Below are 20,011 nucleotides of genomic sequence, written 5' to 3' on the forward strand. Positions count from 1 at the left end.
CGTGCCGTGGCCCCTGGCGCGATTCACCTGCATCACTGGCACTTGCCGCATAATCTATGTCGCTCACGACCAGGATGGGCGCGCGAAAGGCACGCACTGCCCGGGCCGCTACGCTAGGCTGCGCAGCATCATCATAGCGAGCGCCGCGATGCCCCAGTTTCAAACCGTGCTTTCCATCCGGGCCCTGCTGCCCCTGGCTGCTGCCCTGACCATGGGCACGGCGCCGCGCCAGCCAGACCAGCTTGCCGTCACGCTGCGGCCCGACATGGCCGATGGCGCGGTGGCGGGGGTGGCCGTGGCGATGGACTTGCCCGCGCCGGCAGACGGCACGCTCTTGCTGGCAGCGCCGGTGGTCTATCCCGGTGCGCCGGGCGTGGCCGACCGGCTCAGCGGCCTGGCTGTTACCGACGCGCGGGGGCCAGTGCCCTTGGCCGTGAGCGAGGATGCGCCGGTCAAAGGCGGGTTCCCATGGTATCGGCACTGGCGCGCCACCCGCACGGTGCAGGGGCAAGTGGCGATCCGCTATCGCGCCGCCGTGATGCCGGCGGGTGGGCCCGGTGGGCCGGCCTTTGGCCTGCGCGCGGTGGGCGGGGGCCTGGCAGCATCGGGCGGCGGGTTCCTGCTGCTGCCGGAAAACCGCGATGCGCTACCCGCGCGATTGCACTGGGATCTTTCGGCCATGGCCAGGGGCGCGAGCGCGGCAATCTCCTATGGCGCAGGCGATGTGGTGGTGCCCGGTGGCGCGCAGGCGCTGGCCGATAGCTGGTTCATGGCCGGGCCGCTGGGCCACTGGCCGGCGACCGGCACGCGCGACGGCTTTGCCGGGACCTGGCTGGGCCAGCCGGTGTTCGATGTGCCCACGGCGCTGGCGCGGGCCGGGGCGGCGCACCGCTATCTGCAAGGGTATTTCCCCCACCTGAAAGGCCAGCGTGCCTATCGCATCTTCGTGCAGTTCCGCGACGCGGCGCCCTATGGCGGTGGCACCGCGCTGGATCAGTCGTTCATGCTCTCGCGCGGGCCGCTGGCGCCGGGTGAACAGAGCGAAATGCCCAGTTCCCTGTTCTTTCACGAGATGATCCACCAGTGGACCGGTCAGATCGACGCACCCAGCGGCATTTCCAGCTGGTTTTCCGAAGGGCTGACCACCTATTACGAAGACGATCTGCAATGGCGCGGCGGCTTTGAAAGCGCCGATGCCTATCTCGCGGCGGTCAACCGGCTGGCGCGGCGCTACTTCACCAGCAAGGCGCGCAACATGGCGGCGGCCGATGTGGTCAAGATCGGCTTTGGCGATGAAGAGGTGCGCCACATCGTCTATTATCGCGCGGCGATGTATTTCCACGATCTGGACGCGCGCATCCGTGCCCATAGCCAGGGCCAGCGCACGCTCGAAAGCGTGCTGTTCCCGCTGTTCCTGTCGCGCGAGCAGGGCGTGCGGTTCGATACCGAGGCCTGGCTGGCGGCGATCGTGCGCGAGCTGGGCGACGAGGGCGAGCGCGATCGCTTCAAGCGCCTGATCCTGGACGGCACGGACACGCTCGATCCGCTGTCCGATACCTTTGGCCCCTGCTTTGCCCGCGTGGCGGCGCAGTGGGATACGCCCCATGGGCATGTCGATGGCTGGCAATGGCAACGGGCTGCGCCAGCGGGGCACAGGGCGGCGGCGCCTGCCGGGGCATGCCGGTGAACGCCGCGGCCCTGGCGCTGGCGCCGCTTTTGCTGGCCACTGCGCCCGCACTTGCGCCCGCACAGGATGCCCCGATTGCCCCGGCGATCAGCCATCACGCCTTGGCCACGCCCGCCGGGCGGCTGGACTATGACGCCGTGTTCGAGCAGCAGGTGCTGCCTGGGCCGGATGGGCAACCGGCAGCCACGATTTCCACGATTGCCTATCTGCGCAGCGGCACGGCCGATGCCGTGCGGCCGGTGATCTTTGCGTTCAACGGCGGGCCAGGTGCTTCCTCCTCTCCGTTGCATATCGACGCCATGGGGCCGCGCCGGCGCGATGGCGCTGGCCTGGTCGACAACGCCGAGACCCCGCTCGATCGGGCCGACCTGGTATTCGTCGATCCGGTAGGCACCGGGTTCAGCCGCCCGCTCACGCCTGGCGGCGGTGCCCCGTTCTGGAGCGTGGCCGGTGATGCGCGCGCCATGGCCCAGGCGATCACCGGCTGGCTTGCCGCGCATGGCCGCGCGGGTGCGCCGGTCATCGTGGTGGGGGAAAGCTATGGCGGCACCCGTGCGGCGGCGATGCTGCCCTTGCTCAAGGGTGTGAACCTGGCTGGGCTGGTCCTGCTTTCTCCCGCCCTGGCGATCGGGCCGCAGGGGGACAGCGAACTGGTCGAGGCACTGCCGGCCATGGCCGTGGCCGCAGTAGCCCATGGCAAGGGTGCGCTTGCCGGCATGCCCGCAGCGCGCGTGGAAGCGCGCGCGGCTGCCTTTGCCGCCGGCCCCTATGCCCGCGCCCTGCTGGCGGGCAGCGCCCTGGCCCCGGCGGAGGAGGCCCGCGTGGCGATGCAGATGGCGCGGCTGATCGGCCTGCCACCGGCCGCGATCCGCGCTGCACGCCTGCGGGTGGACGTGGAGATGTTTCGCGCCGCGCTGCTGGCCGGCAAGGGCCAGGTGGTGGGCCGGCTCGACAGTCGCATCGCCGCACCGCGTCCGGCGCAGGTGGCTGGGCGGCCATCGGCGGCCAGCGATCCCGCGCTGGGGCTGGGCGCGAGCAATGTGATCGTGTCTGCCGCGCTGGGCGATTACCTGCGCCGCGAACTGGGTGTGCACACCACGCGCGACTATGTCTCGCTCACGCTGGACGTCAATTTCCAGTGGCGCTGGCCGCGCATGGAGGGGGCGGACGGGGATGAGGCCGATCGCCGCCCCGATCTGCTGGGCAACCTGGCCCAGGCCATGACCGACCATCCTGCCCTCGAGGTGACGCTGGTGGGGGGCTATTACGATATGGCCGTGCCGCTGATGGCGACGCGCGACGCGCTGCGCCATGCCTGGCTGCCGCGATCACGGGCGCGGCTGGTGGCCTTGCCGGCAGGGCATTCGGTCTTTGCCGATGCCCCCGGCCGCCGGGCCATGCGCGCGATGATCGATCAGCTCTTGCGCGCGAACGCGAACCACCAGGCCAGCCCCAGGACCAGCCAGCCGCCCACCAGCAGATAGGGGCGCGGATCGGCTTCCACGCCAAACGCCGCAATGGCCAGCGCCGCCACCACGCCGGCCAGGCCGATCAGCGTGACCGTGGCCGGCGCCATGCCCAGCGCCGCGCGGGCATGGATTTCGGGGTGATGGCGGGCAACCACCGTGGCCGACCACGAACAGGCGGCGTATTTTAACATGGTCGGCAGATTGACCGCGAGCAGTAGGAACACCAGGCTTTGCGGCAGGAGCATGCCGGCCATGGCGCAGGCCCAGGCCAGCAGCACGGCCACGTGCGGCGTGGCAAAGCGCGGGTGGACGCGGCCAAGTGCGGTGGGCAGCGCGCCGCTGCGCCCCATGGCAAAGAGGCTGCGCGAAAAGGTCAGCGCCAGCGCATTCATCGACTTGACGATGGAGAGTGTGGCCGCGCCGACGATCAGTATCGTGGCGGCCGGGCTGCCCATGACCACGCGCGCGGCGTCGAGCAGCGGCGCCTTGCTGGCGGCCAATCCGGCCGGGCCGATCAAGCCCAGCGCCGTGGCCGCCACAGCGCCATAGACCAGCGCCGTCAGCGCAATCGCCAGCGCGATGCCCAAGGGCATGGTGCGGGCGGGATTGCGCACTTCTTCGCCGATTTCCACCGCGCTTTCGATGCCCAGGAACAGGCTGATCATCAGCGGCACGGCAGCAAGCACCTGGGGCAGCGGCACCGAGAGCGGCGCGCCCATCGTGGCCACGCGCACATGCGGCAGGCCAAGCGCGACCAGCAGCGCCAGCACCACCAGCAGCAGGGCCATGAGCGCGGTCTGCGCCTTGGCCGCCAGGGCAACGCCGCGATAGTTGAGCGCAAAGACCAGCGTGATCAGTGCCGCCATGGCGGGCAGGGGCGGCAGCGGCACGACCATGCCGAGATAGCCGACCAGTACCTGGCTCAGGATCGCCATGGCGCCCACGTTGGCCACGATGCGCATCCAGGCGATGAGAAAGCCCACCGCCGGGTGGATGAAGCGGCGCGGCCATTCATACGATGCGCCCGATACCGGCAGGGCCGAACCGAGATAGGCATAGGCCACGGCAAAGATCAGCATCGGCAACGCGGCCAGGCCGATCGCCGGCAACAGGCCCGCCCCGGCGACTTGCGCGGTCGGTCCCAGGATCGTGAAGATCGAGACCCCGATCGCAGTGCCCGCGCCAAACGTGACGACACCGACCAGGCCCACCGATTTGCCGAGCTGGATCGGCGCTTCGGGTGCGCTCATCGCAGGCTGCCCGTGATGAAGGCGCGCAAGTCTGCAGCCAGGGCCTGGCGCGCCTCGCGGCCCAGATAGGCCATGTGCCCGGCGGGATAGGTGCGGAACGCGACGCGGTCTGCCGGCGCACCGGAATGGGCCATCGTATCGCTTGCCGTGCCCAGTGGCGTGACCAGGTCATAGAGCCCGGTGCCAACCAGCACGCGCAGCGCCGGGTTGCGGTTCATCGCCGTGGCAAGATCGGTGGCATAGTTGCTGGGCGATGGCCCATAATCCCACGCCCCGTTCACGTCGCGAAAGGCAATCGCCTTGTAGGGTTGGGGCAGGGTGATCTTGAGCGTGTCGCGGGCATAGGCGTCCCACGCGGCGACAAAGCCCGGCACATATTGCGCCATGGCCGGATCATCGGCCACCGGGTCTGGCCCGGCAGCGGCCAGCGGCAGGGTGAAACGCGCATCATAGAGCCCGGTGCGCCGTCCCTCGGACGCCAGCAGCAGGCGGGCAAAGGCCGCGCCCGACAGGCGCAGGTCGTTGGCCAGGATCGTTTCGGCGGGCAGGCCGACAAGGCGCGCCATGGCGTGTGCCACGGCGGCGCGGCGCGCGGGATCAAGGCGCGACCCGGCATGCAGCGCGCCAAGATAGGTGTCATCGACAAAGGCCTGCGCCGCATCGACCTGGCCCTGCGGGGTGCAGCCAGGCGCCACCTTGTGGAAATGGCATGCCGTGGCCGCCAGGCTGGGCAGGATGCCGAGATAGCCGCGATCGTCGCCCGCCGCGCCATGGGCCATGTCCATCGCCTGGCCCAGCAGGATCACGCCGTTCAAGCTGATGCCGTCCATCTGTCCGGTCTGGGTGGGGCCGCCGGCCAAGAGCCGTGCCACCACCGCCGCACGCACCGTGCCATAGCTTTCCGACAGGATGTACTTGGGCGCGTTCATCCGGCCGTGGCGGGCCAGCCACTGTTCCATCACCTGCACCGTGGCCACCGCGTCCTGTTCCACGCCATAGAACATCGCCGGAGTGCCATCGGCCAGGATGCGGCTGTAGCCGGTGCCGGGCGGATCGATCAGCACCAGGTCTGCCACGTCGAGCGGGCTGTCGGCATTGGCCACGGTGTGGAACGGGGCGGTGGTCTGGGGATGATCGGGATCGTCGAAATCGATGCGCTGCGGGCCAAGTATGCCCATGTGCAACCACAGCGAAGCCGAGCCAGGCCCGCCGTTGAACACGAACAGCACGGGCCGGCTGGCATCGGGTTTTGCGGTCTTCCCGCCGGCTTTCAGATAGCTGGTGGCAAAGACGCTGGCGGCCGCCTTGCCATCGGGGCTGCGCAGGATGAATTCCTCTTCAGCCGCGTCATAGGCCATGCGCGTGGTGCCGAACGTGCCCTGACCCTTGGTGATGAAAGCGCGTGGGCCGGCGTCCTGAGCGTGCGCGGGCAGCGGGGCGGCGAGCGGGGCGAGCGCCAGGGCAGCGGCCAGGATCAGGCGATCAATCGGCATGGTCGGCAATCTCGTATCCAAAGGCGGACCGGGCGGTCAGGCCGGCATCCTGGCTGGCCAGGGCTTCCTTGGCGGGGTGAAGCTGCGGTGGCGTGGTGAACGGGGCAATGCCCAGCGCGGTGTAGATCTCGCTGGGGAAATAGGCGACCCCGCCGCGCAGCACCAGGCGCGGGCGGCGGATGGCGGCGATGTCTTCCACCGGATTGCCCGGCACCAGCACCAGATCGGCCAGCTTGCCCCGCGCGATCGTGCCCAGTTGCCCCTCGCGCCCGAAAAAGCGCTCGGCATCCAGCGTACCGGTGCGCAGCGCCTCTGCCGGGGTAAGGCCGGCCTGCACATAAAGCTCCAGCTCGCGCTGCACGGCAAAGCCGGTCGCTTCATCGGTCCCAGGCAACAGGACGATCCCGGCGCGGTGCAACATGCCGATGGTTTCCAGCACTTTGGCAAAGCCACTGTGATAGGCCGCATCGGTGGCGGCATCGGGCACGCTGACGAACGAACGCTTGCGATAGCGCTGGAAGCCGATCGGCATGTGTCCGAGGAAATCCTCCTGCCCCGGCGGCACGTGCCCGGCGCGGCTGAGCATCAGCTGTTCGAGAATCGAGGCCGTGGTATCGAGCGCAACATGATGCTGCTGCATCAGCCCCACGGTGTGCTGCACGGCGGGCGCGGATAGATCGAGGCTGCCGGCGCGGGCCATGGCTGTCAGGCGCAGGGGCGTGCGGCTGTCTTCGCCCGGCTGCAAGATCCAGCCGAGCATCAGTTGGTTGACATGGGCGATGGAATCATAGCCATCGGCAATCACCCGGTCGGGCGTGTCGAACGCGGGGACATGGCCGGTCACTTTCAGGCCGAGGCGGTGTGCCTCTGCCGCGATCGGCGCCACCCAATCGGGGTTCATCGAGTTGTAGATCTTGATTTCGGCATAGCCGCGCGCCGCGTACCAGCGCACGTCCTTGAGTGCTTCGTCCACGCTGGCGGGAATGAAGCCGAAGCGCGCCGAATAGGGGCTGCGCCCCTCGATAAAGCCATTGGGCACGATGCGCGGCCAGGCCACCTGCCCGGCATCGACGCGGGTGATCAGGTCTTGCAGGAAGGCATTGTCGTTGCCCATGTCGCGCGTGGCGGTAACGCCGGCCGCCAGATAGAGCAGCCCTGCCGGCAGCGTGGCGTGCGAATGCATGTCGTGCAGCCCGGGATAGACCGTGCCGCCCTGGCCATCGATCACCGTCTCGTCGGCCGGATCGGGCGCGGCGGGGTCTTCGGGCAAGACCTGGGTGATCGTGTCGCGCATCACCACCACGGCCGACAGGGCAGAGCGGGTGCCGCTGGCCGGATCGAACACGTGGACGTTGCGGATGCGCAGCGGCGTGGCAAAGCGGTGCGCCAGTTGCTGTTGCAGGGCCAGCGCGCGCGCCGTTTCCAGCTCGGTTCCCAGCTTGCCCAGCATCGGCACTTGCGCCTCATGGCCGGCGCGGATCGTGGTGCCATCGGCGCCGGGGCCGAACACGCCGGCCAACTGCCCAGCCTGGTCGAGCAGGACATAGCCGGGGTTGAGCTGCACTCCGGTGATGCGCCAGGCAGTGACCGGCAGGGCCGCCTTGCCACTGCCCAGCGCGAACGTGCGCACCGCCTGCGCGCAGACCCGGCCCGAGGGCAGCACGGCCAGGCAATGGTCTGGCCGCCCCATCGCTGCGCGGGCATAGAGCGCCAGGGCATAGGGGCTGTCATCGTTGGCGATATAGAGCGGCGGCCGGGCAAAGGCCTGGCTGCCGGCGTCGGCCTGGCTTTTCCAGCGCGCCTCCTGCCCGGCATAGGCATAGCTTTCATCCACCGTGCCGCCCATCAGCGAGGTGCCATGGATCGTCCAGCTGGTCGGCACGCCCGAGGGATCGAGCACCAGATCCTCGTGATGCTTGGGCCCGCGGCCATTGTCGTCGACGCGGTAATCCACGGCCACGCGGTTGCCCTGGGTGTGGATCTTGAGCGAGCCGACGGTTTCGCCGTTGGAGACGATGACGAGGCTTTCGTCCGCCGCCTGCGCTGCCGGTGGCGCTGCGGCGAGAGCGAGGACGAGCGGGAGCAGGGCGCGGCTCATCGCGGCGCCTGCCCGGTTTGAGCAGGAGCAGTCTTGCTGATCAGCATGCGGATGTCGTTCCCCAGGGCCTGGGCCGTGGCGGCCACCGAATAGCCGGTGTGGCCCCCGTCGTAATAGCGCAAGGTCACGCGCTGCGGGTCCCAGCCCGATTGCGTGGCGAGCAGCTCGGCCCCGCCCATCGTGGTCTGCGTATCGTAATAGCCGTTGGCGACCAGGACCTGAAAGCGCGGGTTGGCCGCCATCATCGCGGTGATGCCCTGGTAATAGGGCCAATCGGCAAAGGGACTGGTGCCCGATCCCCAGCCCCACTGGTCAAACCCTTCGACGGGAGCGGACAGGACATAGGGCTGCGTTTCCGCCACCTTGAGTTCGTCGTGGCGGTAGCGCTCGAACAGGCGGGCCAGGGTATCGGTAATCGCTTCCGACGCATCGGGGGCGCCGCCCTGCGCGGGCGCGGCCATGGTATAGCGCGCGTCCATGCGGCCCAGCACGAGGCCCTTGTCCTTGAGCAGTTCGACGCGATAGCGTTCCTTGGATATGCGCAAGTCGTGCGCCAGATACCAGGCGGCCGGGATGCCGGTGAACGCGGCCAGGCGCGCGGCGACGCGGGCGCGATCGGCAAGGGGCGCGCCGCTGCCCTGATAGAGCACGGTCAGGTAATCGCCCTTGGCAAAGGCGCGCGCGGCGGCGAGGAAAGCGGGCAGGTTCATACCCATCCGATCGGCCCGGCCATGATACCACGCGATCGCCGCCAGGGTGGGCAGCGAGGCGACATAGCTGGTGACATTGGCGGGGCGCTGGGCATATTCGATGATATTGGCCGCCTGGCCATAGAGCACCACGCCGGCCAGCGGCAGCGGATCGGGGCCCTGCGCCAATTGCCGCGCGATTTCGCAGGCGCGGTTGGTGCCATAGCTTTCGCCCAACACATAGACCGGCGCCCCGGTTCGCCCATGCGCGGCCAGCCAGGCGCGGATGAATGCGGCAACTTGCGCAGCATCGGCACGCACCGACCAGAACGCATGAGTATCGGTGCCCGGCGCCACGGTGCTGAACCCGGTGGACGCGGGATCGACGAAGACCATGTCTGCGGCGTCGAGCGGCGAAGCGGGATTGTCTGCCAGCGTGACTTTGGCCGGGTCGGCGGCGATGTCATCGGGGAAAGCGGCGCGGCGTGGCCCAAGGCCGCCGACGTGGACATAGGCCGAGGCCACGATCGGCCCGCCGTTGAACGCGAACAGCACCGGCCGCGTGGCGGGGTTGGCGCCATCGCGCAGATAGGCGAAGCTGACAAGGCGGGCCGCGCCATCCACGGTCTTTACCTCGGTCGCCTCCACCTGCGCGGTATAGGCCAGGGTCTGCCCGCCGAACGTGCCCTTGTGGTGGGTGATTACCGGCGCTGCCAGCGCGTGCTGGGCGGTTTGCGCGGGCGCCGGTGAAGCCGGCTGGGCGTGCAACGGCGCAGCGGCGCTTGCCAGGACGAGGGGAAGCAGCAGGGCGCGCATCGGGACAACCTTTCGCAAAGGGCGCATCTCAAAGAGCACAGGCCGTGCCGGGAGAAACCGGCACGCGCCGCCACTGCCAGGCATCGACGGTTTCGCCGCGCGGCAGGTAAGTAACGGTAAAGACATGGCCATCGCGGCGCAGGCGCAGGGTCAGTTCCTGCGTCTGCTCGCCCTGGATGCCGTCCTGCGGCACCGGATCGACGATCTCGTCGCCATCGCGCACACCGGCCAGCGCAGCGGCAGAGCCGGTCACCAGGCCACGCACCACCCGCTTGGGCTCGGCGAGAACGTCCGTTGCAAAGCCCAGCTCATAGCGGCGCAGGCGGGTGGTGGTGCGGGCAAAGCACGGGCCAAAGGCGTCGGACGCCGGCAGCGGCACGGCGCCATCCAGGAACGCGCCAAAATCGGCTACGCCTTGCGGCCCCAGGTGCTGGGCCAACTGGTCTTCCCAATCAGCGTTGGCGAGGGTCGCGCCGGCCTTTTGCCGGGCCAGCAGGGCAAGGACGAGCGTGTCGAGATTCTCGCGTCCGCCGCTCTTCTGGCGCAGGGCGTGGTCCACCGTGGCGAAATAGAGCATGCCGCGGTCATAGGGCAGGGTGCGGATGCGGGTATCGGCCCAGAACCGTGCCGGCACTTGCGCGTTGGGCACGCTGGCCATGGCGCTGGTGTAATAGCGCGCGGCCGTCCAGTTCAGATCGTGCAGGAACGCATCGGCATCGATCATGCCAAAGCGGAACGGCAGGCGCGCCTGGTAGAACGTGGCCAGTCCTTCGCCGAACCACGCGGATTCAAGGCCGCCGGGCCGGGTGACATAGGGCTGGAACGTGTGGAACATTTCGTGCGCCAGCGTGATGCGGATGCTGGCCAGGTCCGCGCCGCGCCCCGTGCCGAACGTGGTGACGAACGCATGGTGGAGGCCCACCCCGCCGCCCGCGTTGATCGGGTTGTAGCGCAGGAACACGCCATAGGGCGCGGGCCGGGTCTGCCCGAACATCTGCCGGTAATGGCCATGGAGCGCACCGGTCCACGCCAGCAGGGCGCCGGCATCGAAGGCCGGGCGGCCTTGCCAGGCGCCGAAAAAGCCATCTTGCGCGTGACCCGTCGGCCAGGTGCCGATCGGACCGGCCATGAAGAAGCTTTGCCGCAGGGCGCTGGCGTCGAGTGGTTCTGCCGCCGTGACCGTTCCTGCGCCCAGCGAGCTGACGCCGCGGCTGCCCCTGGGCGCGCGCGACAGATCAAAGCCGAACGTGGCGCGCCAACGCGTGGTGCCGGGGGGCAGCAGCAGGAAAACCTGCCCTGCGGCGGAAACCGCGCCACCATCGGCGCTGAACGCAAAGGGCGGGGCGGGGCCGCGCGGTGGCAGGCTGGCCTGGGCAGGCACGCGATAGGAGACGACGAGCGGCCCCCGGACCGCGCGCGGCGCCAGCCATTCCCGCCCTGGCCCGCCGCTGACCGCATCGCCATCGGCGCTGTCGGCCAGCACCGCATCGCGTGGATGCAAGAGCAGCGGCCCGGCCGCATCGCGTGCGTGCAGCGGGCCAAGCAGGCTGGCCACGGTATCGACGTTGCTGGCCACCAGCGGCAATTGCAACACCGGCGCACCAGCCTTGGCGGTCAGGCCGGACAGGCGCAGCGTAATCTCCACCGTGCCCACGCGGTCCCGGTCGGCCACATCGGCGCGCGGGGCAAAGGTGACCGTCAACGCGGGCGGAGTGGCGCGAGCCGGTGCAGGCAGCAGCACGGCTGCGGCCAGCAACGCGGCCAGGGAATGGGGCAATCGCGGCATTGGCAGAAATCCCCTGTTGCGTGGTCAGATTGCCAAGCGGTTGCCTGCTGCCTGGCGCAGGGCCGCTTCCAGCGCGGCAAGGCCGGCGTCAAGTTCGGCATCGGGCAGGCAGAAGCCGATACGGATGTGTCCGGGCTGGCCAAAGAATTCGCCCGGCGCCACGATCACCCCGCTTTGCGCGATCAGCATTTCGGAAAAGGCGCGGGTATCGGCAATGCCGGGCAAAGCGGGAAAGCAGATGCAGCCCGCATCGGGCAATTCACCCGCCATCAGTCCGGCATCCACCATGCGGGCAAACCACGCGGCAAAGCGGGGCCGCGCGCGCGCCACATGGCTGCGCCAGTGATCGGCAAAGGCGTCGGCGCGCAGCATCACTTCGGCGGCGACCGCGTGCGACAGGGTCGAAACCCCGAATTCGGCGCGCGCGGCATAGTCGCGCAGGGTGGCCATCACGCCGGGCGCACCCACGATCCAGCCACAGCGCAACACGCCCAGGCCGAAAATCTTGGTCAGGCTCGACAGGCTGATCACCGCCGGCGAAAGCGCGCAGGCCGGGCCGGGGCGGCTGGCCTTGTCGGCATAGTCGCCATAGACTTCGTCCACCACCAGCAGCACGCCGCGTGCCTGTGCCAAGTGGGCAAGCGCGACCAGGGTATCGCGCGGGATGCCCATGCCCGAGGGATTGTGCAGGTCAGACACCACGATCAGCCGCGTTTCCGGGCGAAGCGCGGCGGCAACCTGCTCCACGTCGATGCCGAAATGCGGGGCTGGGCGCGTGAACGTATCCACGCCAATCCCCTGCACTTGCGCTGCGCCGGCAAACAGATCGAAACCCGGCACTTCCACCAGCACGCGGTCACCAGGCCGGAGCAGCGCGCGATAGAGCAGGGCGAGGCCGCCCGTGGCGCCGGTGGTGCACAGCACCTGGTCGATAGCGACGCCATGGCTTTGCGCCAGCATCGCGCGCACGAACGGGTTGCCATCACCAAAGGCGCTGACATAGCGCGGTGAAAAATCGGGTTCGACCGTGGCCAGAACGGCCTGGCGCAGCAAGGCGCGCGGTTCGGGCACCGCGCTTTCGAACAGGCTCACGATCGGGCGCGGCGCCTGGCGTGCCAGCGCCACGGCGGCGGCAACCCATTGGGCATAAGCCATCGGCGCGGGGGCGACGGGCGGGGTGGCCAGATCGGGCGTGGCAGCAGGCAGGGCGGTGCAGGTCATTGCGCCGATCCTATCGGGCAGGCGTTGCGCTTGTTATGCGATCTGTGCCCGCCGCGCGGGCGCCAGCGCATAATCCTTGTTGCGAGGGCGGCAAAGCCGGTCAATGCCGCCAATGCAAGTGCCGCGTGCGGCAGGCGTGGCGCTGGCCAAGATGGAGCGCGGCAGAAGCGCGCGCTCACCTGGCGCCAGGCGAAACGGCGCGACGCCGGGCTGCTGGGTGATCGCGAAACGTTGCGGCTCGATGCCGAACGATGGGGCTGTTCGCGTTAGGCGCGGCCTTTGTAACCGCCATTTTTCTCTGCCACCTCGCGGGCGGCATGATCACCGCCTTAACGGCCTACTAGTCGATCCTGAAAATGCGCAGTTGCGCTTCCAGTTCGATCGCGCGTTGCCTGACGATCGCCGTGTGGTCGGCCGCCTGCATCGGCACGTACATCGTGCCCTGTCGCGTTGCAAACAGTGCGTTGCTTGCCTGGATATGCGCGTCACGAAAGCGCAGCCACGCGCGCTGCGCCTCGCGCAGTTTACCCGCCGCGTCGTTGGGCAAGGCGTGCAACAGCGCGCGGTAGGCCGTGCCCATGCGCTTGTCGTAGGCGTCGCGGGCAGCGACCTCGCAGCCGACCTGGCCGGCCGTGGATACGTTGCTCGCGCCATCCAGGCAGCGCCGCAGCTCGGTTTCGGTCTTGTCCGCGCGCTCCACGGCGTGGGCAGAGGCAGCGCATGGTGTGGCAACGAAAACGGCCAGGCGCGCGATCTGGCGAATCTCCATCAAGGCCTCTCCTCTCGATTGCTGCCTAACCTCTAGCTTTGCAGATGCCCACTGATCGAGGCATTTGCTGCGGTTCGAACGCGATAGGGCGTGTAAACCGTTCCAGACCTGCTTGCCCGCCGGCTGTTGGTCTTCGCAATCGCAAAGAGGGTGCTCAAGCGCACGTCGCCCCGCCGAATGGCAGAGGCCGATACCCATCAGGATACCTGTGTGGCTTTCGATTGGTACCGAACGCGCCAGAATAGCGCTGCGCGAACAGCGCGGAGAAACTGGCCGATGCCAGCCATTCAGCGCATGTGTAGGGAGATTTGCAAGAGAGAAAGTGGCGCCAGGAGAGGACTCCCATTCACGCCCATTTATGCCTGAATTCCGCCACTTTTTGTGAGGATCTTCTGCTTGATGCCCTAAGCGATACCCTCAGAAATTATCTTGGGCAGGTTCGAGTTCTTGATGCTGCCGAATCGCCCTGCCGATCGCGTCTTTGCTGCTGTCCTGCTAACGCCTGTGCGCCTCTTACTCCACCCGAACCATCGGAGCACTTCATCAGTACTGCGTGGAGCGAGACCAGCGGTGAATGCTCAATTACGCGGGGATGATAGAGCGCGGTAGCGATCACCGGCTGGATCGAGGTGCTTGGCATCGGGTGAAAGCGATTTGTAGTAGTGGTATTGGCTTCGGCCGATGTCATGCCTAGCGCCGCCAACCATGCGCACAGCGCGATCGCGCACCTCAGGCGAAAATTTGTTCCGGGTCTTGCTCATAACGAAAGCTCCTTTTCACAAACAGGAGCCTTCGGAAAAGCCAGGGCGGTCCAGTTCGTGCTCGCTGCCTGGCAGCACGACTGTGACCACACCGACATTACGGCCTAGGGCTGTAGTGAGGCAAGGTAGGCGGAAACGTCCCTGACGTCTGCTGCGGACAATCCCCGGGCAACTACCTTCATGGGCGCAACCCCCGGATTGGCACGTGCTCCGGTCCGCATATCCCACAACGTACGCGCGACATAGCCGGCTGGCCGTCCGGCGATCGGCGGCGTCATACCTACGCCCTCCAGGCGTTCGCCGTGACAGCTCTGGCACGGCATCCCGCCGCCACCGCCGGTCATGACGATGCGTCTCCCGCTGTCGATAGCCCCCAACGGGGCATAATCGGTCATCACCACATGATCGTCGTCGATCATCATGCGTTGCAGGTCACTGGACAATTCGACAACGCGGTTGCCGATCGGCTCGGTTCCTCCGCCTGGAGCGACATTGAGCCAGCCATATTTGTCGGGATAGGTCTGCGGCGCCGTAGCGCTCTCGACGACTTTTACCCAGCGCGACCTCGGCAGTTGCGAAAAGTATGTCGCCGCCCGTCTGAGTTCCGTCGGCGAGACTGCTTTTGCCACCTTGATCATCTCGGCCGTGCTGGGCTGACCGCGCGCGGCTGACCGGCGATCGCCGTTTCGAAACGCCGTGACTTGCTCGATGATATAATCGGCTGGGAGGCCGGCCAGATCCGCCGAGGCGGGAAAGCCCGCCCCGTTCAGCAAATGGCATTCTGCGCATGGCGTGAGCCCGGCCCGTTCGGGACCGCCTACGACCGCTGGAGCCGGCGGGTGATCTTGTGGGTGCCAGTCGATCGGCCTTGGCGCTGCTTCCATCTGCGCGCGGGATAAGACGAGCGGGCTGCCAGGCACACGAAACGGCCCCCTCCCCAGCGGCTGTCCGTAGGTCGACGTCGGACCGTGCGGATAGGCCCATGCCAACGCCGATATCGGGTCAGCATCGCGTTGGCATGCCGATACCAAGATCAAGAGTGCGGCGGCCAAAACTCCCGGTCGAGCTCGCTGCCGAGTCTTGCGCATCGCCATGCTCATTTCGCCCCGTACCGTTGCGCAATCATAACAAGCCTGCGCAGGTTGATAAGTCGCGCGTATTCGCGGGATCTAGGCGATGTGGAATTTGTCCACGCCGCCTAGGTAATGGTAGGTCTTTCTACGACGTCTCACTGCCGCTCGTAAACGAGCGTGACTTTTTTGGCGGGTGCAAAGCGATCCCCTGATCGTTGAGCCTTCCGCATGATTTCGGCTGGATCATTCTTTCATTGCTATGAGACCGCAGCGCGCTCGCGCCCGCGCCGCGCTGAGGAGAGCATAAGTGCGACGATGCCGCCAGCCCCCGCTATCAGCAGCCCAAGGCACGTGCTGCGCATGTCGGACAGCGCGATCATCAGCAGGATTGCCAGGTCCATGAACAGGGCGAGCGCCGGCAGAAACGGGTAGCCTATCGCGCGGTAGGGCCGGTTGAGCTCTGGCTCGCGCCGCCGCAGCTGAAAGAACGCCAGGTCCATCGCGGCGGTCACTGCCAGCGCCAAAGTCCCCATCAGCATGAAGATTGTCTCGTATCGCCCGGTAAGCACCAACAGGACAGCGACGCCAGCGAATGCCAACAACGCAAGATCCGGCGTGCCGCCAGCGTTGACGCTGGTCAGGAAACGCGGGGCGTAGGATGCCTTGCCGAGCGCGAGCAGGACGCGCGTGCCGGGCATGATCCCGCTGTTCATGCAGACGACCAGCGTGGCGAACGCCACGGCCGACAAAATTCTGATACCCGTTGTACCCAGGGCGCTGCCAAGCGCCAGTTGCGCAGGGAATGCCGCGCCCGAAAGCTTCGCCAACGGCAGGGCGTGGCCAAGGCCCAGCAGCATGCCGACGTACAGCGCGCCGAAGGCAATGACCGACCAGCCTAGCGCGCGCGGCACCGTACGGCCGGGATCGGCGGTTTCTTCGGCGAAATAGGCGGCGTTGTTCCAACCGACATAGGTGCCGTAGACCAACTGATAGCCGATGATCAGTCCCCCGGCGGTCCAGATCGGGGCCTTCGCCGGCACCAATGCTGCCACTGGCGCTGCGGTCGGGGCAACGACGAACAACAGGATAATGATTCCGATGACCAACGCCGCCTGAACCAGACTGGCCGTCATCTGCGTCCTTTCGCCAGTCACGACACCGCGCCAATTGATCAGTGAGAAAACGATCAGAAGAATCGCCGCGCTCAGCCTTGGGTCCGGCGCGATGATCGGCCATACAATCGCCAGAAAGATCGGCGCCCCCGCCGCAGCCTGCGCGGTGCCGGCGATACAGCTTAGCGCGTCCGTCCAGCCGATCACCATGGCGGCCGTGTCGCCAAATGCCCGACGTGCGACGACGACGCTGCCGCCCGACAAGCCGATGGCAGTCGACACTTCTGCCCATAGATTTACCGACAGCAGCGACTGCGCCCCCACCGCGACGATCAGCAACACGGCAAGACGGACACTGCCGGTCTGCGCAATCACATTGCCTGGGCTGCGAAAGATGCCGCTACCGACCATATTGCCGAGCCCGACAGCGAGCGCGAACGCGGTCCCGAGCACGCGAAGCAGGCCCGATGAGGTTTTCACAGAGTACACCAGATCACCCCCCAGGGCTGGGCCTGATTTGCGAACCAGGTCGCGGACCAACCGCTTGTTGACGCATCGCTTAATCCTGCGCGTTCGATGCAATCCGGCCTGCGCATGTCAGCCCCCGCGGTGTCGTCAGTTCATCTTGGTGATCGGGGGCGGAGGCGAGCTGCCACTTGCCGCCGCGGCAACAATGACGATCCTCATTGTGCGACCCCTTCTGGTCAGCTCTTGTGCGCGGTCAGACGGTCGACAGAGCCGAGCAGTTTGTTGTCATTGCTGATTGCCAGCGTCTTGCCGTCTGCGAGCACGGTCAGCGTGCGTACGATCCCGATCTGCCCCTGGCGCCGAAACGTCTCGATCAGCGTGCGCGGGCCATCGCGTGTCACCGACACCTCTCCGGGTATGTCCGTGCCGGATATCGGCACGAACCCGCCGCCGATCGTCGCTGCGAAGGATTGGCCGGTGGAGTTACGCTGGGACATGACGTTGCCGTTGACGGTGATAGTGAAGCGGGTCTTTTCCGCGCTCGGATCGGCGATTGTGGTGGTGCGCCATGCGCCCGATGTCAGATGTGCGGCGGGATCCGCAGTCCCCGTGCGAACCTGGACTCCGGTCTCTTTGGTCGTCTTCCCGCTGGTGGCGCCGCCAATGACGACGGTGTAGGTCAGCGTCGCGCCATCGGGTGAGGCAACGTCGGTTTCATCGTGCACCACCCGGCCACGGAGGCGCTCGACCATCCGCATGGTGCGGGGGTCGATGATCGTTACCGATGCTTCGTCAAGGCTGGTCTGGCGGGCCACGGGATGAAACGCACCATCCGCAGGGATCGTGTATGACGGGACACAGCTGTCGCAGGTGAATTGCCCGTCCTTGACCGTCACCGTGAACGGCTTGTTCGAAAGCTGCGCCGACGAAAGATCGAGTACCCACTCGCCGTTGAAAACGCTCTGCGCCGCAGCAGACGTGCTCGACGCCGCACAGAGGAGCGCGACTGCTGAAAGGAAGTGCTTCATAGAGCCCCCACCGAGTTAATTGCGTCAGGATAAGCTTGCGCGGCCGGATGAGCACTCGACGCGATTAACGACGTCGTCTTTCTGTGGCCTGCCCAAGCGATATCCCAGCGGCGTGATTTCGGTGATGGAACATTTTTGATCAGCTCGTGATGGAGGTTCAGGCGGCGATGCCGTCGCGATCTACATTCTTCTGGTCGCTAATGTCGCGGAATGTGCGGGCAACGGCTCCGAGATAGACGATCATCTTCGTGGCGAAGACCCACTCGATCATGTCCTGGCCGGCGTCGGTAAAAGTTACCGCTCCGTCGTTTAGTTCGATCAGCTGTGCCTCTACGGCGGATTGGAAAAGACGCCGGATATGGGGGCGGGATACATGAAAGCGCCGCGCTGCCGTAGCAACTGCAAAAGGGATCGAACCGGTCGGCGGGAAGCTATCGCCCGGCGCTTCGCTCACAAGCTGGTTGAGGATTTGGGCTCCGGCGTGACGATGCGAGAAAACCTGGAAGTAGTTGTCCACGTCGTGTCCCTGCGCGCTGCTGTCCAGAAACCCTTGCGTCAAGTGCCGCACCAAGGCGTGAAAGGTGCGGGGATCGTCCAAGGCGCCAGCCACCTGCTTTGCTGCCGGTGCAATCCAAGCGGTCGCCTCGACAACCTGACGAAGATGAGCGGTGTAGGTATTCAGGAATTTGTCGGTCGGGAGGTAAACGGCCGGGGAATGCGAGGGACGTGCCGGCCTCACTTCGATAAACCGAAGATAGCCCATGTAGATAAGAAGCAAGCGCGCCCGGCCGGGGCTAGCGAGCCCAAGCTGTGTCATCAACTCCTTCAAGCGCGGCAGGGTTATGCCGCCCGAAACGTGAAGCATCGCCGTGCACAAAGCGGCGACCTTGCGACCTGCATCCTTGAGTATGCCGGCGATAGCGGGGTCGGCGTCAGCGCTTTCGAGCATTGCCCGTGCTAGCCAGCGGATGGCGCTGGGATAGCCTGGATTGGCGCGTAGACGCACATAACTTTCCAGCGGAATGATCGCGCCGGTATCCCAGGACAGCAAGTCCGTCATTTGATCCTCTAGCGCTCAGACTCGATCAGGGCGATCGGCTTTAGATGTAGTCGGCGCTCTGATCATCAGAGAGATACCCGAAAACGCGGAATTCGCTGGGAGTTTTCTCGCCGGGCACATTAACAGCCTTGAGGGATGATCTGACGACTTCTCGGTCAGCAGGTGTTTCAACCTGAATATCGACATGCAGAATGGCATCATATGCTAGCCGGAACCGAGGTCAGGATAAGCTCCGGCATAGCAACTTTGGTATCGCGCTCAAGGCGCATCGCGCCTCTCCAGCATCCTTGCACGGGTGATTACCGCCGCCAGGATGCGTGGACGTCACAGAAGTTATTCGGCGCGTGATCCGGGGATATTGGTGTTCTTGCTGGTCGGCACCGGCACCCGGGGCCACAGCAGGTGATCGAGGGACAGGGTTCCACCACCCTTGGCCAGCAGGGGCAACAGCAGACCGGCCCAGCTCAGATGGGTGGGCCAGGCATCGGGATAGACAAACACTTCGATCACCAGTGTCATGCCCAGCAGGCCCAGCGCCCCCAATCTGGTAAACAGGCCAAGGAACAGCAGCAGCGAGAACAGGTGCTCCGAAATCGTCGCGGCATAGGCGGCGAGGTGTGGTGGCACGAGCGGCAGCGCATAGTCGCTGGCAAAGAGGTCGAACGTGCCGTCGGTGATGGTGAACCAGCCTTCCACCTTGGCGCGGCCCGACAGGAAAAAGATGGCGCCCGCGCCCAGCCTCGCCACCAACAGCAACAGCCATTCGGGAAGCAGTCGCCGCGCCTGATCGGTGGCGTGGTGGCAAAACGAGATCAGCGTGGTCATCGGCTTGTCCTTGGTCGTTCGGCAGACATGGCAAGGCGGCCCGGACAGTGCGGATGGCAGCGTCCGGGCACCGCTTGGTGGAGAGGGCTGGTTCAACCGCGCGGCGTGAGCGAGCCCATGCCGTGGGGCGTCTTGATCGACGTGCAGGTGCCGATCTTCACCGCTTTCCAGGCGTTGCCCTGATAGTCCTTGACCGAGGTGCCGGCGCAACTGGTGCCGGCACCGGCCTTGCAGTCGTTCTTGCCGGCGAGCGCGACGCCATAGCACTTCTCGGTCTTAGGAGCGTCGGCGGCCTGGGCGCTCGCCCCGGCAATGGTGGCCGAGAGGGCAACGGAGAGAGCGACGGCAGCGGCGGCTTGGGTAATGGTCATTATCAAGCTCCTTGGGAATGAAGGCGGTCAGGTGC

The 20,011-nt window shown here is 66.7% G+C and carries 16 protein-coding genes; 2 read left to right on the top strand and 14 right to left on the bottom strand.

Translation table 11 applies throughout. The features are described from left to right. Positions 1-148: 148 nt before the first annotated feature. Both C8K14_RS17720 and C8K14_RS17725 read left to right on the top strand, forming a co-directional pair. Entirely contained in the window at positions 149-1,687 is a 1,539-nt protein-coding gene (locus C8K14_RS17720) for a hypothetical protein (RefSeq protein WP_107718030.1), read from the top strand. After that, the gene (locus C8K14_RS17725; RefSeq protein ID WP_107718032.1) at positions 1,627-3,171 is read left to right on the top strand and encodes a peptidase S10; all 1,545 of its coding nucleotides are present in this window, start codon (positions 1,627-1,629) and stop codon (positions 3,169-3,171) included. Before C8K14_RS17720 ends, C8K14_RS17725 begins: the two co-directional genes overlap by 61 nt. Here C8K14_RS17725 and C8K14_RS17730 read toward each other — a convergent pair. The 14 genes from C8K14_RS17730 to C8K14_RS17790 all read right to left on the bottom strand — a co-directional run bounded on the left by C8K14_RS17730 (position 3,102) and on the right by C8K14_RS17790 (position 19,976). Beyond that, on the bottom strand, positions 3,102-4,406 hold the full coding sequence (locus C8K14_RS17730; RefSeq protein WP_107718034.1) for an APC family permease: 1,305 nt from the start codon (positions 4,404-4,406) through the stop codon (positions 3,102-3,104). The genes C8K14_RS17725 and C8K14_RS17730 overlap by 70 nt on opposite strands. Beyond that, on the bottom strand, positions 4,403-5,899 hold the full coding sequence (locus tag C8K14_RS17735; RefSeq protein WP_107718036.1) for a S10 family peptidase: 1,497 nt from the start codon (positions 5,897-5,899) through the stop codon (positions 4,403-4,405). The genes C8K14_RS17730 and C8K14_RS17735 overlap by 4 nt, the downstream gene beginning before the upstream one ends. Further along, a complete protein-coding gene (locus C8K14_RS17740) occupies positions 5,889-7,997 on the bottom strand; it encodes an amidohydrolase family protein (protein WP_107718038.1) in 2,109 nt (702 codons plus the stop codon). Before C8K14_RS17740 ends, C8K14_RS17735 begins: the two co-directional genes overlap by 11 nt. Then, positions 7,994-9,502 (bottom strand): S10 family peptidase, encoded by a 1,509-nt coding sequence (locus tag C8K14_RS17745; protein ID WP_107718040.1) that lies wholly within the window; start codon positions 9,500-9,502, stop codon positions 7,994-7,996. The genes C8K14_RS17740 and C8K14_RS17745 overlap by 4 nt, the downstream gene beginning before the upstream one ends. A 28-nt stretch (positions 9,503-9,530) precedes the next feature. Beyond that, positions 9,531-11,288, bottom strand: a complete 1,758-nt coding sequence (locus tag C8K14_RS17750; protein ID WP_107718043.1) for a peptidase M61 — start codon at positions 11,286-11,288, stop codon at positions 9,531-9,533. A 24-nt stretch (positions 11,289-11,312) separates the two neighbouring features. Continuing rightward, positions 11,313-12,509: a pyridoxal phosphate-dependent aminotransferase gene (locus tag C8K14_RS17755; RefSeq protein ID WP_233251138.1), complete on the bottom strand. Its 1,197-nt coding sequence runs from the start codon at positions 12,507-12,509 to the stop codon at positions 11,313-11,315. Positions 12,510-12,849: 340 nt separating this feature from the next. Further along, positions 12,850-13,278, bottom strand: coding sequence for a lysozyme inhibitor LprI family protein (locus C8K14_RS17760; protein WP_107718045.1), 429 nt, complete (start codon positions 13,276-13,278; stop codon positions 12,850-12,852). Between the two features lie 578 nt (positions 13,279-13,856). After that, positions 13,857-14,039: a hypothetical protein gene (locus tag C8K14_RS22475; protein WP_133726871.1), complete on the bottom strand. Its 183-nt coding sequence runs from the start codon at positions 14,037-14,039 to the stop codon at positions 13,857-13,859. A gap of 104 nt (positions 14,040-14,143) precedes the next feature. After that, positions 14,144-15,133 carry a c-type cytochrome gene (locus tag C8K14_RS17765; RefSeq protein ID WP_158272944.1) on the bottom strand — a complete coding sequence of 330 codons (990 nt, stop codon included), beginning with the start codon at positions 15,131-15,133 and terminating at the stop codon, positions 14,144-14,146. A gap of 236 nt (positions 15,134-15,369) precedes the next feature. Further along, the gene (locus C8K14_RS17770) at positions 15,370-16,713 is read right to left on the bottom strand and encodes an APC family permease (protein WP_133726872.1); all 1,344 of its coding nucleotides are present in this window, start codon (positions 16,711-16,713) and stop codon (positions 15,370-15,372) included. 215 nt (positions 16,714-16,928) lie between these two features. Beyond that, a complete protein-coding gene (locus C8K14_RS17775) occupies positions 16,929-17,720 on the bottom strand; it encodes a hypothetical protein (protein WP_107718050.1) in 792 nt (263 codons plus the stop codon). A 157-nt stretch (positions 17,721-17,877) separates the two neighbouring features. Further along, positions 17,878-18,780 (bottom strand): hypothetical protein, encoded by a 903-nt coding sequence (locus C8K14_RS17780; RefSeq protein ID WP_108350171.1) that lies wholly within the window; start codon positions 18,778-18,780, stop codon positions 17,878-17,880. A 333-nt stretch (positions 18,781-19,113) separates the two neighbouring features. Further along, positions 19,114-19,605, bottom strand: a complete 492-nt coding sequence (locus C8K14_RS17785; RefSeq protein ID WP_022677816.1) for a DoxX family protein — start codon at positions 19,603-19,605, stop codon at positions 19,114-19,116. A 92-nt stretch (positions 19,606-19,697) separates the two neighbouring features. Further along, positions 19,698-19,976 (bottom strand): DUF2282 domain-containing protein, encoded by a 279-nt coding sequence (locus tag C8K14_RS17790; protein WP_022677817.1) that lies wholly within the window; start codon positions 19,974-19,976, stop codon positions 19,698-19,700. Positions 19,977-20,011: the final 35 nt, after the last annotated feature.

Origin of the sequence: Novosphingobium sp. GV079 (assembly GCF_003058045.1) — a bacterium.
GTDB lineage: Bacteria > Pseudomonadota > Alphaproteobacteria > Sphingomonadales > Sphingomonadaceae > Novosphingobium > Novosphingobium capsulatum.